Annotated in this window: 10 protein-coding genes and 2 pseudogenes; 7 read left to right on the top strand and 5 right to left on the bottom strand. The window is 74.6% G+C overall.

Annotated features, from left to right (window positions below; translation table 11 throughout):
* Positions 1 to 270: pseudogene (locus B0E53_RS38620) on the bottom strand (hypothetical protein); the annotation flags it as partial.
* A 135-nt stretch (positions 271 to 405) separates the two neighbouring features.
* On the opposite strand from B0E53_RS38620, the gene B0E53_RS10075 reads away from it, so the two are divergent.
* The 5 genes from B0E53_RS10075 to valS all read left to right on the top strand — a co-directional run bounded on the left by B0E53_RS10075 (position 406) and on the right by valS (position 8,885).
* Complete coding sequence (locus B0E53_RS10075; RefSeq protein ID WP_107075790.1) at positions 406 to 1,872, top strand: AlkA N-terminal domain-containing protein; 1,467 nt, start codon at positions 406 to 408, stop codon at positions 1,870 to 1,872.
* On the top strand, positions 1,869 to 2,381 hold the full coding sequence (locus tag B0E53_RS10070; protein WP_107075789.1) for a methylated-DNA--[protein]-cysteine S-methyltransferase: 513 nt from the start codon (positions 1,869 to 1,871) through the stop codon (positions 2,379 to 2,381). The genes B0E53_RS10075 and B0E53_RS10070 overlap by 4 nt, the downstream gene beginning before the upstream one ends.
* A gap of 37 nt (positions 2,382 to 2,418) precedes the next feature.
* Positions 2,419 to 4,233 (top strand): ABC transporter ATP-binding protein, encoded by a 1,815-nt coding sequence (locus tag B0E53_RS10065; protein WP_107075788.1) that lies wholly within the window; start codon positions 2,419 to 2,421, stop codon positions 4,231 to 4,233.
* Positions 4,230 to 6,182 (top strand): ABC transporter ATP-binding protein, encoded by a 1,953-nt coding sequence (locus B0E53_RS10060; protein ID WP_107075787.1) that lies wholly within the window; start codon positions 4,230 to 4,232, stop codon positions 6,180 to 6,182. The genes B0E53_RS10065 and B0E53_RS10060 overlap by 4 nt, the downstream gene beginning before the upstream one ends.
* Positions 6,183 to 6,320: 138 nt before the next feature.
* Positions 6,321 to 8,885, top strand: a complete 2,565-nt coding sequence (gene valS, locus B0E53_RS10055; RefSeq protein ID WP_107075786.1) for a valine--tRNA ligase — start codon at positions 6,321 to 6,323, stop codon at positions 8,883 to 8,885.
* Positions 8,886 to 8,954: 69 nt separating this feature from the next.
* Here the strand turns inward: valS and B0E53_RS10050 are convergent, their stop codons facing one another.
* Genes B0E53_RS10050 through B0E53_RS10035 form a run of 4 tightly spaced genes read right to left on the bottom strand, consistent with a single transcriptional unit; the run spans position 8,955 to position 12,407 of the window.
* A complete protein-coding gene (locus B0E53_RS10050) occupies positions 8,955 to 9,665 on the bottom strand; it encodes an ABC transporter permease subunit (protein WP_107075785.1) in 711 nt (236 codons plus the stop codon).
* 3 nt (positions 9,666 to 9,668) lie between these two features.
* Positions 9,669 to 10,622, bottom strand: a complete 954-nt coding sequence (locus tag B0E53_RS10045) for an ABC transporter ATP-binding protein (RefSeq protein WP_107075784.1) — start codon at positions 10,620 to 10,622, stop codon at positions 9,669 to 9,671.
* Positions 10,619 to 11,500 carry an ABC transporter permease subunit gene (locus tag B0E53_RS10040; protein WP_107075783.1) on the bottom strand — a complete coding sequence of 294 codons (882 nt, stop codon included), beginning with the start codon at positions 11,498 to 11,500 and terminating at the stop codon, positions 10,619 to 10,621. Before B0E53_RS10040 ends, B0E53_RS10045 begins: the two co-directional genes overlap by 4 nt.
* Positions 11,493 to 12,407 carry an ABC transporter ATP-binding protein gene (locus B0E53_RS10035; protein ID WP_107075782.1) on the bottom strand — a complete coding sequence of 305 codons (915 nt, stop codon included), beginning with the start codon at positions 12,405 to 12,407 and terminating at the stop codon, positions 11,493 to 11,495. Before B0E53_RS10035 ends, B0E53_RS10040 begins: the two co-directional genes overlap by 8 nt.
* 143 nt (positions 12,408 to 12,550) lie before the next feature.
* Here B0E53_RS10035 and B0E53_RS10030 point away from each other — a divergent pair.
* A pseudogene (locus B0E53_RS10030) lies at positions 12,551 to 13,110 on the top strand (DM13 domain-containing protein).
* Positions 13,111 to 13,223: 113 nt separating this feature from the next.
* On the top strand, positions 13,224 to 14,753 hold the full coding sequence (gene cysC / locus B0E53_RS10025) for an adenylyl-sulfate kinase (protein WP_107075781.1): 1,530 nt from the start codon (positions 13,224 to 13,226) through the stop codon (positions 14,751 to 14,753).
* Positions 14,754 to 14,759 lie beyond the last annotated feature (6 nt).

Here is a 14,759-nt window from a genome sequence, read left to right as displayed (position 1 = left end):
GCCGCCCTCCCCCAGCGCCACACCGCCGGGCCGGCCGAGCCGGCCCGGGGGCCCCGTGCCCAGCCCGAGCGGTCCGGGCGACCCGACCGCGGTCCCCTCCCCCAGCGGTCCGGGCGAGCCCGAACCCTGGCCCATCCCCACCCCGACCCCGCGCGGCTGATCCGGGCTGGTTCGCGGGCGGGGCCCGGCCTGGTCCCCCTGCTCCACGGCCGGACGCCGCCACTCCGACGGTGAGTGGAACGCCATGGAGGTGTCCCGACCGACCTCCATGGCGTTCCACCGACGGCCGCGACGGGCGCTGAACACGGCCGCCGTGACGCGTCCGCGAGCGCCGGAGGCGGTCGCGGACGGCCGCGTCCGAATCCCGCCAGCCGAGGACCCGACCTGCGAGGCAGGATCGGTGTCATGGAACTCGACTTCGAGCGGTGCTACCGGGCCGTCGACAGCCGCGACCAGCGGTTCGACGGCTGGTTCTACACCGGCGTGACGTCGACCGGGATCTACTGCCGGCCGTCCTGCCCGGCGACCACCCCCAAGCGGCAGAACGTCCGGTTCTTCCCGTCGGCCGCCGCCGCGCAGGGCGCCGGGCTGCGGGCCTGCCGCCGCTGCCGCCCCGACGCCGCCCCGGGCTCGCCGCAGTGGGACGTCCGGGCCGACGTGGTCGGGCGGGCGATGCGGCTGATCGCCGACGGCGTGGTGGACCGGGACGGCGTACCGGGGCTGGCGGCACGGCTCGGCTACACCGAGCGGCACCTGCACCGGATGCTCCGGGCCGAACTGGGCGCGGGGCCGCTGGCACTGGCCCGCGCGCAGCGCGCGCAGACCGCCCGGATCCTGATCGAGACCACCGGCCTCGGCCTGGCCGAGGTGGCGTTCGCCGCCGGGTTCGGCAGCGTCCGGCAGTTCAACGACACCGTCCGCGAGGTGTACGGGGCCACCCCGTCCGAACTGCGGGTCAGCCGGGGCGGGCGGCGGACGGTCGGCGGGGCGGGCACGATCACGCTGCGGCTGGCGTACCGGCCGCCGTTGCACGCGGGAGCGCTGCTGGACTTCCTGGCGCTGCGCGCGCTGCCCGGCGTCGAGGAGGTGCGCGACGGGGCGTACCACCGGGGGTTGCGCTTGCCACACGGGCCCGGCACGGTGTCGCTGACCCCGGCCGACGGGCACGTGGCCGCCACCCTGCGGCTGGCCGACATGCGCGACCTGGCCCCGGCGGTGGCCCGCTGCCGGCGCCTGCTCGACCTGGACGCCGACCCGGTCGCGGTCGACGCCACCCTGGCGGCGGACCCCGCCCTGGCCCCCGCGGTGGAGGCCGAACCCGGCGTCCGCCTCCCGCACGCCGTGGACGGCTTCGAGATGGCCGTCCGCGCCATCACCACCCAGCAGATCTCCCTCCGCTCGGCCAGGACCACCCTCACCCACCTCCTGGCGGCCACCACCACCCCGCCCGGCCCCGCGGCCGACGGGGAGGCCCCGCCGGACTGCCCGCAGGCGTTGCGCGCGTTTCCCAGTGCCGAGGAGGTGCTCGGCGCGGCGGACGGCGCGTTCCGGATGCCCGGGGCGCGACGGGAGACGATCCGGGCGGTGGCCCGGGCCGTGGCCGACGGCTCGCTGGACCTGGCTCCCGGTGGGGACCGGGAGGAGGCGGTGCGGCGGCTGGCCGCACTGCCCGGCGTCGGACCGTGGACCGCGGGCTACGTGGCCATGCGCGCGCTCGGCGACCCCGACGTCCTCCTCCCCACCGACCTGGGCGTACGCCGGGGCGCCGCCGCGCTCGGCCTGCCCGACGACCCGAAGACCCTGAACGCGTACGCGGACCGCTGGCGCCCCTGGCGGTCGTACGCGGTGATCCGACTCTGGAGAGCGGCATGACCACACTGGACAGCATCGTCATCGACACCCCCGCCGGCCCGCTGAGCGTGCTGGCCGGACCCGACGGGGCGGTACGCGCGGCCGGCTTCACCACCGACCCGGCGGCCCTGGTGCCCCTCGTCCACCCCGGACTGCGCGGCGCGCTGCGCGAGCGGGCCGACCTCGGCCCGGTGACCGCCGCCGTGCGCGCCTACCTGGCCGGCGACCTGACCGCGATCGACACCGTCCCGGTCGAGCAGCAGACCGGTGGCGCCTTCCTGGGGCACGCCTGGCAGGTGCTGCGCGACGTCAAGCCGGGCGACCCGGTGACGTACACCGGTTTCGCCGCGCTGGCCGGGCGGCCGGCCGCGGTCCGCGCCGCCGCGGCGGCCTGTGCCCGCAACGCGGCCGCCCTCTTCGTGCCCTGCCACCGGGTGCTGCGCACCGACGGCACGCTCGGCGGCTACCGCTGGGGGCTGGACGTGAAGAAGTGGCTTCTCGGGCATGAGGGACGGGTGACGGCTAGCTGACAGCCGAACTGTCGCCCGGTGCCGCTACCGTCGGGTAGTGCCTGCGCAGAGCGACGGCAACCCCGCGGCGTGTCACGATGCCCGTCCCCACCCGCTGCGCAACCTCTGGCGACTGCGTCCCTACCTTCGCCCGTACGCGACGGAGTTCGCCTGGCTGCTGCTCGCCGCGCTGGGCGCCACGGCGGCGAGCCTGGCCGTACCCCTCGTGGTGCAGCGGGTGGTGGACGGGCCGGTGGCCCGGCACGACGTGGCCGGGCTGCTCCGGCTCGGCGCCCTCGCCCTGCTGCTCGGCCTGGCCGAGGCGGTGCTGATCTTCACCCGGCGGTGGACCCAGTCCTCCTCCTCGGTCGGCATGGAGGCGGCCATCCGAGCCGACATCTACGCCCACCTGCAACGCCTACCGGCCGGCTTCCACGACCGGTGGCAGTCCGGCCAACTGCTCTCCCGGATCACGAGCGATCTCTCGGTGATCCGCCGGTTCCTCTCCTTCGGCCTGCTCTTCCTGGTGCTCAACCTGATCACCTACGCCGCCGTGGTGGTGCTGCTGATCCGGCTGCACCCCTGGCTCGGCCTGCTGGTGGCCGCCAGCGCCGTCCCGCTGTTCCTGATCAGCCGGCGGTTCGCCCGGCACTACCACGCGGCGTCCCGCCGGATGCAGGACCAGCAGGGCGACGTGGCCACGCTGGTCGAGGAGACCGCGCAGGGGCTGCGCACCATGCGGGCGTACGGGCGTGGGCCGGAGCTGGCCGCCCGGTTCGCCACCGGCGCCCGCCGGCTGCACGACACCGGGATCGGCAAGGCCCGGCTGCTGGCCCGCACCTCCGCGCTGTTCGACCTGGTGCCCAACCTGACCCTCGGGGTGGTGCTGGTGGCCGGCGCCGCCGCGGTGGCCGGAGGCGGGCTCACCATCGGCGAGCTGGTCGCCTTCGTCAGCCTCCAGCTCATGCTGATCTGGCCGGTGCAGTCGCTCGGCTGGATCATCGCGAACGGGCAGGAGGCGGCGACCGCCGCCGACCGGATCCAGGAGGTGCTGGACACCCCGCCCACCATCGTGGACGCCCCGCACGCCTACGCGCTGGACCGGGCCGAGGTGCGCGGCCGGCTCCGCTTCGAGCGGGTGAGCTTCCGCTACCCCCGCAGCCCGGCGCCCGTGCTGCGCGAGGTGGAGCTGACCGTCGAGCCGGGCGAGACGCTGGCCCTGGTCGGGGCGACCGGCTGCGGCAAGAGCACCCTGCTGTCCCTGGTCCCCCGGCTGCACGAAGTGACCGCCGGCCGGATCACCCTCGACGGGCACGACCTGCGCGACCTGCGGCTCGGCTCGCTGCGCCGGCTGGTCGGGATGGCCTTCGAGGAACCGACCCTGTTCTCCATGTCGGTCTGGGAGAACCTGACGCTGGGCCGGCCGGACGCCGGCGAGGACGAGGTCCGGGCCGCGCTCACGCTGGCCCAGGCGGAGTTCGCGTACGACCTGCCGTGGGGGCTGGCCACCCGCGTCGGCGAGCAGGGGCTCTCCCTCTCCGGCGGGCAGCGGCAGCGGCTGGCGCTGGCCCGCGCGGTGCTCGGCCGGCCCGCGCTGCTCGTGCTCGACGATCCGCTCTCCGCGCTCGACGTGCACACCGAGGCGCTGGTCGAGGCGGCCCTGCGCCGGGTGCTGCGGGACACCACCGCGCTGCTGGTGGTACACCGGCCGTCCACGGTGGCGCTCGCCGACCGGGTGGCGCTGCTCGACGGCGGCCGGATCGTCGCCGTCGGCACCCACTCGGAGCTGCTGGCCGGGGTGCCGGCCTACCGGGCGGTGCTCTCCGCCGAGCCGGAGCGCTGGGTGGACGGCGTCGGCCTGGTGCGGTCATGAGCGGGCCCGCCCCCCGGGTGCCCCGGCAGCGCGGCGACCCCGGCCTCGACCCGTCCCGGGATCCCGGCGACCCGGGCCTCGACCCGTCCCGGCAGCGTGACGGCCCCGACCTCGACCTGTCCCGCTGGCGCGGGCGGGCCACCGACCCCGACGCCGACCGCAGCCGGGCAGAGGACTCGTCGCCCGAGGCGGTGGCGCGGCTCCGGGCCCGCAGCCGGGCCCTGCTCCGCGAGCTGCTCCGCCCGCACCGCGCCCGGCTCGGGCTGGCGGTGTCGCTGCTGCTGGCCCAGAACGCCGCCGCGATGGCCGGCCCGTACCTGGTGATGCTCGGCATCGACCGGGGCATCCGGCCGCTGCGGGCCGGCGACACCGGCCCGCTGGTCGCCGTCGCCGCCGCGTTCGTCATCGCCACCGGCATCGAGTACGCCACCCGGCGCGCCTTCCTCGCCCTCGCCGCCCGGATCGGCCAGGCCGTCCTGCTCGACCTCCGCAACCGGGTGTACGGCCACTTCCTCCACCTCGATGTCGGCTTCCACGAGCGCTACACCTCGGGCCGGATGGTGTCCCGGCTGACCAGCGACCTGGACTCGATCGCCGAGCTGGTCGACGGCGGGATCGACAAGCTGGTGATGGCCGCCCTGTCGGTGCTGTCGGTGGCGGGCATCCTGCTCTGGCTCGACCTGCCGCTGGCCGTCGTCACCCTGCTCGCCTTCCCGTTCCTGTTCGGGCTGTCCCGCTGGTTCGCCCGTGCCTCGGCCGGGGCGTACCGGCGGACCCGGGAGGCGGTGGCGCTGGTCATCGTGCACTTCGTCGAGTCGCTGCGCGGGATCCGGGCGGTGCAGGCGTACCGGCGGGAGCCCCGCAACCAGCGCATCTTCGCCGCGGTGAACGACGACTACCGGCAGGCCAGCCTGCGCGCGTTCCGGCTGATCGCGGTCTACTCGCCGGGCATCCGGCTGATCGGCAACCTGACCGCCGCGGCGGTGCTCGGCTACGGCGGCTGGCGGGTGCTGGGTGGGCGGACCGAGGTCGGCGTGCTCGCCGCGTTCCTGCTCTATCTGCGCCGGTTCTTCGAGCCGATGGAGGAGCTGAGCCAGTTCTACAACGCGTTGCAGTCGGCCACCGCCGCGCTGGAGAAGCTCGCCGGGGTGCTCGACGAGCGGCCCGCCGTGGCCGAGCCGGCGCGACCCGTGCCGCTGCCCGCCGGCCCGGCGCGGGGCGCGGTGGTGTTCCGCCGCGTCCACTTCGGCTACCGGCCGGAGGCGCCGATCCTGTCCGGGCTGGAGCTGACCGTGCCGGCCGGGCAGACCGTCGCGCTGATCGGGCCGACCGGCGCCGGCAAGTCCACCATCGCCAAGCTGCTGGCCCGGTTCCACGACCCGGCGTCCGGCACGATCAGCCTGGACGGGGTGGACCTGCGGCACCTGGCCGACGCCGAGCTGCGCCGGGCGGTGGTGCTGGTCACCCAGGAGAACCACCTGTTCAGCGGCTCGGTCGCGGAGAACATCCGGTTCGGCCGACCGGACGCCGACGACGACGCCGTGGAGGCCGCCGCCCGGGCGATCGGCGCGCACGGCTTCATCGCCGCACTCCCCGACGGGTACGCCACCGACGTGCACCGGCGCGGCGGCCGGCTCTCCGCCGGGCAGCGACAGCTCGTCGCGTTCGCCCGGGCGTTCCTGGCCGATCCCCGGGTGCTGATCCTCGACGAGGCCACCTCCTCGCTGGACGTGCCGACCGAGCGCCTGGTGCAGCGGGCGCTGCACAGCGTCCTGCGGGACCGCACCGCGCTGGTGATCGCGCACCGCCTCTCCACCGTGGAGATCGCCGACCGGGTGCTGGTCCTCGACGGCGGCCGGATCGTGGAGGACGGGTCCCCGGCCGAGCTCGCCGCCGCCGGCGGCCGGTACGCCGCCCTGCACCGCCAGTGGCGCGACTCCCTGATCTGATTCACGCACCCCGAGCGCGCTGTTCGGGAAGATCCTTTCCGCCGGCATCCGAAACCGTCCTCGCCGGACCTGCGGCTGGTGGCCGCCACGGGACCGAAAGTCGTGGAGCGGCCCGGGTCGGCTGCCTACGATCGGCTGATGACCGATACGGCGAGGACGGCCCGCGCCGGCGTCCCCGAGCGTCCGACCCTGGACGGCATCGAGGAGACCTGGGCGCGCCGCTGGCAGGAGGACGGGACGTACGCGTTCGACCGCTCGAAAGAGCGCCCGGACGTCTACGCGATCGACACCCCGCCGCCGACCGTATCGGGCGAGCTGCACATGGGGCACGTCTTCTCCTACACGCACACCGACACGGTGGCCCGGTTCCAGCGGATGCGCGGCCGGACGGTCTTCTACCCGATGGGCTGGGACGACAACGGCCTGCCCACCGAGCGTCGGGTGCAGAACGTCTACGGGGTGCGCCCCGACCCGGCCCTGCCGTACGACCCGGAGTGGCGGCCGCCGGCGGCGCCGGTGAGCGAGGCGGCCCGGAAGGACCCGCTGGCGATCTCCCGGCGCAACTTCATCGAGCTGTGCGAGGTGCTCACCGCGGAGGACGAGAAGGTCTTCGAGGCGCTGTGGCGGCGGCTCGGGCTGTCGGTGGACTGGTCGCTGACCTACACCACGATCGGGCGGGTGGCCCGGGCGACCAGCCAGCGGGCGTTCCTGCGCAACCTGACCCGGGGCGAGGCGTACCAGGCGGAGGCACCGACGCTCTGGGACGTCGGCTTCGCCACCGCGGTTGCCCAGGCCGAGCTGGAGGACCGGGAGCGGCCGGGCGCCTACCACCGGCTGCGCTTCCACGGCCCGGGCGGCCGCGAGGTGCTGATCGACACGACCCGGCCGGAGTTGCTGCCGGCCTGCGTGGCGCTGGTCTGCCACCCCGACGACGAACGCTACGCGGACCTGGTGGGCGCGTCGGTGCGCAGCCCGGTTTTCGGGGTCGAGGTGCCGGTGCGGGCGCATCCGCTGGCGGATCCGGCCAAGGGCACCGGCATCGCGATGGTCTGCACCTTCGGTGACCTGGCCGACGTGACGTGGTGGCGGGACCTGCGGCTGGACACCCGGGTGGTGATCGGCCGGGACGGCCGGCTGCTGCCGGAGCCCCCGGCCGGCGTGCCCGCCGAGCCCTTCGCGGCCCTGGCCGGGCAGACCGTGAACGGCGCCCGGCGGACGATGGTCGAACTGCTGGGCGACGCGGGTGACCTGGTGGGCGAGCCGCGCCCGATCACCCACCCGGTCAAGTTCTACGAGCGCGGCGACCGGCCGCTGGAGATCGTGTCCACCCGCCAGTGGTACCTGCGCAACGGCGGCCGGGATCTCGGCCTGCGCGAGGAACTGCTGGCGCGGGGGCGGGAGCTGCGCTGGGTGCCGGAGCACATGCGGCACCGTTACGAGAACTGGGTGAGCGGCCTGACCGGTGACTGGCTGGTCAGCCGGCAGCGCTTCTTCGGCGTGCCGGTGCCGGTGTGGTACCGGCTCGACGACTCTGGCGAGCCGGACTGGTCCCAGCCTCTCACGCCGGACGAATCGGTGCTCCCGGTCGACCCGTCGAGCGAGCCGCCGCCGGGCTACGAGGAGGCGCAGCGCGGGGTGCCGGGCGGCTTCGTGGGTGATCCGGACGTGCTGGACACCTGGGCCACCTCGTCGCTGACCCCGCAGATCGTCGGCGGCTGGGAGAACGACGAGGACCTGTTCCGGCGGGTCTTCCCGATGGACCTGCGCCCCCAGGGGCAGGAGATCATCCGGACCTGGCTCTTCGGCTCGGTGGTCCGGGCGCACCTGGAGCAGGGTGTGCTGCCCTGGCGGGACACCGTGCTCTCCGGCTGGATCCTCGACCCCGACCGGAAGAAGATGTCCAAGTCCAAGGGGAACGTGGTCACCCCGCTGGGCCTGCTGGAGCAGCACGGTTCGGACGCGGTCCGCTACTGGGCGGCCAGCGGCAAGCCCGGCATGGACCTGGCCTTCGACCCGGCGCAGATCAAGGTGGGTCGGCGGCTCGCCACGAAGCTGCTCAACGCGTCGAAGTTCGCCCTCGGGCTGGGCGCCGCGGACGCGCTGCGGGCCCCGGCGACCGCGCCGCTGGACACCGCGATGCTCGCCGAACTGTCCGGCGTGGTCACCACCGCGACCACCGCCTTCGACGGGTACGACCACACGGCCGCGCTGATCGCCACGGAGGCGTTCTTCTGGCGGTTCTGCGACGACTACATCGAGCTGGTGAAGGAACGCGCCTACGGCACCGGGCCGGGGGCCGACTCGGCCCGGGCGGCGCTGGCCACCGCGCTCTCGGTGCAGTTGCGGCTCTTCGCTCCGGTGCTGCCCTTCGTCACCGAGGAGGTCTGGTCGTGGTGGCGGTACGGCTCGGTGCACCGGGCGACCTGGCCGACCACGTACGAGGTGGGTAGGGCGGTGCAGGGGCCGGGTGACCCGGAACTGCTGCGGCTGGCCGCCGACGCGCTGGGCCAGGTGCGCCGGGCCAAGTCGGAGCGGAAGCTGTCGATGAAGGCGGAGGTGCCGCTGGCCGAGGCGCTCGGGCCGGCCGCCCTGCTCGACCGGCTCACCCTGGTGGCCGACGACGTCCGGGCGGCGGGTCGGATCGCCAAGCTCGACCTGCTGCCCGACCGCACCACCGAACTCGTCGTGGCCTGCGCCTTCTGAGGTGCCGCACGGTGGCCCCGCTCGACCCACCCCGGTCGGTGGCGTCGGGCGGGGCCCCTGTGCTGCGGATCAGCTGGTCTCGCCGGCCACGCTGAACGAGCGGAGGCGATCGATCGCGAGGACGGTGAAGCCGACCGCGATCAGCGCGCTCATCACCGCGGCGACCGGCACCGAGACGTCCGTGGCGAGCAGCTCGGTCGGCGCGATCCGGTCGGCGAGGGCGATCACGTACTGCTGGATGGAGAGCACCTTCGTGCCGCTCACGAAGTTGCCGAGCAGCCCCTCCCAGATCAGCACGTAGACGAGGCCGAGCAGCACCGGCCGCCGGGTGAGCAGGCTCAGCGCGACGAAGAACGCGCAGTACGCGAGCGCCCCGATCGACGCGGCGACGGCGAGCGCCAGGCCGAGGCGTACCGAATGGGCGAGCACGCCCGCGACGTAGAGCGGCACGGCGACGGTGACCGCCGTGACGCCGGCGGCCACGGCCAGCTTCGGCAGGACGATCTGCCAGCGCGGCAGCGGCTTGGTGAGGATGTGCACCACCGTGCCGTCGTCGATCTCCGCGCCGAGCACGCCGGTGCCGACGATCAGCGCGACGACCGGCAGCACGACGGCCAGGCCGAGCCCGACCAGCACGGCCGGCCCCCACTCGCCCGGGTCGACGCCGAGCGAGCGGGAGAGGATCGCCAACGCCAGCAGCAGCGCGGGCAGCGGGAGGAGCAGCAGGAACCGGCGCCGGCCGAACAGGCCGCGCGCGGTGATCCAGGAAACGGTCGACATGGGTCAGCTCCCCACCAGGTAGGAGAAGACGCTCTCCAGGGATTCGTCCTCGGGCGTCAGCGACCGGACCCGGAGGCCCCGGGCCAGCGCGATCTTCGGCAGCGCCCGGGTGAAGGCGCCATAGTCGCCGGCCCGCACGGTCAGCCCGTCCCGGCCGAGTTCCACGCCGGTCACCGACTCCTCGGCCATCAACGCGACCGCGAGCGCCCGGTCGTCGGTGGAGCGGACCAGGAAGACATGCGGCCGGTTGGTCATCAACCGGCGGATGGTCCGGTAGTCGCCGGAGGCGGCCAGCCGGCCGGCGACCATCACCTGCACGGTGCCGGAGACCTGCTCGACCTCCTCCAGGATGTGCGAGCTGAACAGGATGGTCCGGCCGGCGTCGCCGAGCCGGTGCAGCAGGGCCATCATGTGCAGCCGCTGCCGCGGGTCCATCCCGTTGAACGGCTCGTCGAGCAGCAGCACCTGCGGGTCGTGCACCAGGGCGGCGGCCACCCGGGTGCGCTGCCGCATGCCCTTGGAGTAGGTGCCGATCTTCCGGTCCTGCGCGTCCTCCATCTCGACCAGCGCGATGGCCCGGCGGGCCGCCGCCTCCGGGTCGGGCAGCCGGTGCAGCTTGGCGCTGGCCAGCACGAACTCGTACGCGGTGAGGAAGGCGTGCACCGCCTCCCGCTCGCTGACCAGACCGAGCCGCCGGTAGACCTCGGGGTTGCGCCAGGTCGGCGCGCCGTCGAGGGTGACCTCGCCCCGGGACGGGGAGAGGAAACCGGCCATCATGTGCAGCAGGGTGGTCTTGCCGGCGCCGTTCGGGCCGAGCAGGCCGGTCACGCCGGGCCCGAGCCGCATGGTGACGTCGTTGACCGCCACCACGTTGCCGTACCAGCGGGAGACGCCGGCGAGGTCGAGGGTGGAGGCGGGGGTGGCCGGGGCAGCCGGCTCCGCGCTGATCGTGGTCATCGGGCGGCCACCTTCCGGTATCGCAGCAGCAGCAGGGTGACGCAGCCGGCCACCAGCAGCACGGCGGCGGCCACGTAGACCGGCCCGAAGTCGCCGATCTGATCTTCGGTCTGCCCACCGGGTACAAGCAGGTCGCCGAGGGTGTACTGGCCGACAGCATGGATCAGGGCGGTGGGCGAGCCGAGCATCGCCAGCTCGTTGACCGTGCGGGACGGCATGATCGACAGGATGCCGACGATCGGGGCGGTCATCAGGAACACCGCCACGATGCCGCCGGCCGCGAAGGCCCGCTTGCCGGTGAGCGAGGCGATGAGCAGCCCGACCGAGGCGAAGACCACCGCCCAGAGCGCCGCGTAGAGCAGGCCGGGCAGCAGGTCGAGCAGCTCGTCCCAGACCCCGCCCAGCCCGTCCTTGGTGGTGAACGCGGCGCCCAGGAACATCACCAGCTGCGGCGCCCCGAGCAGCAGCCAGAGCGCGGTGACCAGCGACCCGAGCTTGGCCAGCGCGTAGTCGCCGCGCGGCAGCGGGCGGGAGAAGTAGAGCGGCAGCACGCCGCTGTGCAGGTCGCGGGAGACCAGCTCCGGCCCGACCACCGCGACGAAGAAGACGACCAGCCAGCTCATCGCGTCGGCGAACTGGGCGTACGTCATGACGACCTGGCCGGTCTGGGTGCGTACCGCGGTCAGCCCGGCGGCGACGATCAGCACGATGCCCATCACCAGCCAGGGAAAGATCTTCGCCTTGGCGGAGCGGCCCAGCCCGAAGGCGGTCCGCAGGCCGTGCAGGTAGAGCGCGCCGAACACGTGCCGGCGGCCGAGCCGCGGGCCGGTGTAGCGCTGGTAGCCGATGTCGTGGATGACGCCGGTCGGCTCAGGCATGGCTGGGCTCCCTCGTGGCGAAGAGTTCGGCCACCCGGTGCCGCCGCTGGTCGAGCCGGTGCAGCGGCAGGTCCAGCTCGGCGACGGCGCCGATGATCAGGTCGTAGGTGGCGTCGTCGGCGAGCGGGACGAGCAGCAGCCGCCCCTCCCGGGACACCGGCAGGTCGAGCGCGGTGAGCCGGGCGGCCAGTTCGTCCGTACCCTCGCTCACCTCGACGGCGAGCACGTCGGTGGCGGTGGTCATGGCGGAGATGCGGTCGGCGCGCAGCAGCCGGCCGCCGTCGATGGCGACCAGGGTGTCGCAGATCCGCTCCACCTCGCCGAGCAGGTGCGAGCAGACGACCACCGAGATGCCGAACTCGGTGCCGATCCGGTGGATCAGGGCGAGCATGGCGTCCCGGCCGGCCGGGTCGAGGCCGTTGGTCGGCTCGTCGAGCAGCAGCAGGTCCGGGTCGTGCACCAGGGCCTGGGCGAGCTTCACCCGCTGCTTCATGCCGGTGGAGTAGCCACCGACGGCCCGGTGCCGCTCCTCGTGCAGGCCGACGTGGCGCAGCGCCTCGGAGGCCCGCTCCCGGGCCACCGTGCGGGGCAGCCCGCTGATCCGGCCGAGGTGGGTGACCAGTTCGGCGGCGGAGAGGTCGGGTGGGAGGGCGTCGTGCTCGGGCATGTAGCCGACCCGGGCGCGGACGGCCGCGGGGTCGGTGGTGGGGTCGAGGCCGAGCACGGAGACCCGACCGCTGGTCGGGGCGAGCAGGCCCAGGAGGATCTTGATCAGGGTGGACTTGCCGGCGCCGTTCGCGCCCACCAGTCCGATGATCCCCGGCTCGACCGACACCGTGAGGTCGGCCAACGCGGTGACCCGGCCTCCGTACGTCTTGGTCAGCGACTCGGTCGCGAGCAGTGTCACGACGCCCAGCGTAGAAAGGGTGGGCCGCTCCGGGTATAGGGAAACGCTCGGGGTTGCCCCTGATTCCGCCCGGACGGGTCGGTAAGGCTTCCGTAAGCGGCCGGGCCGGTGACCGCGGGCCGTCCCGCCGGCAGACTCGACGCATGTCGATCCGCCTGCTACGCGCTCCGCTGACCTGGGTCGCGGTCGCCGTCCTCGCCGCCGGCGCGACCGCCGGCCTGTACTGGTTCCAGCCGTGGAAGCTGGTCACCGACACCGAGGTGCACGAGGAGCTCACGGCGGTCACCGGCCAGCCGGCGGCCCCGCCCGGCACCGCCACGCCGGCCGCCGCCCCCGCGTCCACCGGGCCGGTGCTGGTCAGCCGGGGTGACTTCGTCAGCCACGAGCACGAGACCAGGGGCGGCGCCCGGATCGTCCGCACCGCCGACGGCCGGCACCGGCTGGAACTGGTCGGGCTGGACACCTCGAACGGTCCGGATCTTCAGGTCTGGCTGACCGACCAGCCCGTTCGGACCGGTCCGTCCGGGTGGCACGTCTTCGACGACGGCCGGCACGTGGCGCTCGGCCCGCTCAGGGCAACCGCGGCGACCAGGCGTACGAGATCCCGGCCGGGACCGATTTCAGCGGCCTGACCAGCGTCTCGATCTGGTGCGAGCGGTTCGCCGTCTCGTTCGGCGCGGCCCCGCTCACCGCCGCCGGCTGAGACCGCCCCGCGACGGTCGGTTTGCCGGCCGATGACCGGGAGGTGGAGTGGCGCTCTCGACCGATCGCCGGTGGGCTGAGAAACTGTGTGCCGGCCGGTGAGTTGGGGGTTCGATGAGCAACGGGTGGGTGCTGCCCGAGGACGTTTTGCGGGACGCGCCGGCGTACGCGCCGAGGCCCGCTGAGCTGGCCGATCTGGAGTTGCTGCTGACCGGGGCGTACGCCCCGCTGACGGGCTTCATGACCCGGGCCGACCTGGCCTCGCTGGGCCGGCGCGGTCGGCTCGCCGACGGCACGCCGTGGCCGGTGCCGGTCACGCTCCAGGTGCCGGCCGCGCTGGCCGACGGGCTGGTGCTGGACGACCCGATGCGCCGGGCGCTGGTGCTCACCGACGGCGAGGGCGCCCCGGTGGCCGCCATGGACGTGATCGACGTCTGGCCGGTCCGCGAGGGCACGGTCGGGGTGGGCGGCGCGGTACGCCGGCTGGGCGACGGCGGCCACGGGCCGTTCCAGCGGCTGCGGCGCAACCCGGACGAGGTCCGGGGGCTGCTGCCCCCGGGGCGGGTGCTGGGTGTCTTCGCCGACCGTCCGCTGCACCGGCCGCAGCTCGCGCAGATCGCGCACGCCGCCCGGACGCTCGGCGCGCACCTGCTGGTGCTGATCCCGGCGGGCGAGGAGGCGATCGGCGGGCTGCCGGCCGAGGCGCTGGTACGCAGCGTGTTCGCCGCCCGGGACCGGATGCCCCCGGCCACCCTGGTGGCGGTGCCGCTGGCGAAGCGGCGTGACGAGATCAGCGACGCGCTGCTGCGGGCACGGGTCGCCGCCGCGTACGGGGTGACCCACCTGCTCTCCACCGAGGGCATGCTCTCCGGGGCCGGCCTGCGGGTGCTGGTGCCCCGCGAGCTGGCCTACGACAACCGGGACGGGCAGTGGCGCTGGCGGGAGGACATCCCGCCGCGCAACCGGCGGCTGGCGCTCAGCCAGGAGGAGATCGACGACCTGCTGGACCGGGGCTTCCCGCTGCCCGAGTGGCACACGCCGCCGGCGGTGGCCAAGGAACTGGCCCGGGCCCGCCCGCCGCGCCGGCACCGGGGCCTGGTGATCTTCCTGACCGGCCTGTCCGGCTCCGGCAAGTCGACCATCGCCCGGGGCCTGGCCGACGTGCTGCGCGAGGGTGGCGACCGGAGCATCACCCTGCTCGACGGCGACGTGGTGCGCCGGGAACTCTCGGCCGGGCTGGGCTTCAGCAAGGCCGACCGGGACCTCAACGTGCGCCGGATCGGCTGGGTGGCCGCCGAGATCGCCCGGCACCGGGGCGTCGGCATCTGCTGCCCGATCGCCCCGTACGCGGCCGCCCGGGCCACCGCCCGGGAGATGGCGCACGCCGCCGGGGCCGGCTTCCTGCTGGTCCACGTGGCCACCCCGCTGGAGGTCTGCGAGCAGCGCGACCGCAAGGGCCTGTACGCGCGCGCCCGGGCCGGCCTGATCACCGGGATGACCGGGATCGACGACCCGTACGAGGAGCCGACCGACGCCGACCTGGTGGTGGACACCACCGACATGACCGTCGAGGAGGCGGTCCAGCGGGTGATGGAGCACCTCACCGAGACCGGCTGGGTGGAGCCCCGCCTCCAGCCCGCCTGATCCCGC

The organism is Micromonospora sp. MH33 (genome assembly GCF_003013775.1).
GTDB classification, from domain to species: Bacteria; Actinomycetota; Actinomycetes; order Mycobacteriales; family Micromonosporaceae; genus Micromonospora; species Micromonospora fulviviridis.
This window is presented reverse-complemented; position numbering and strand designations above follow the sequence as displayed.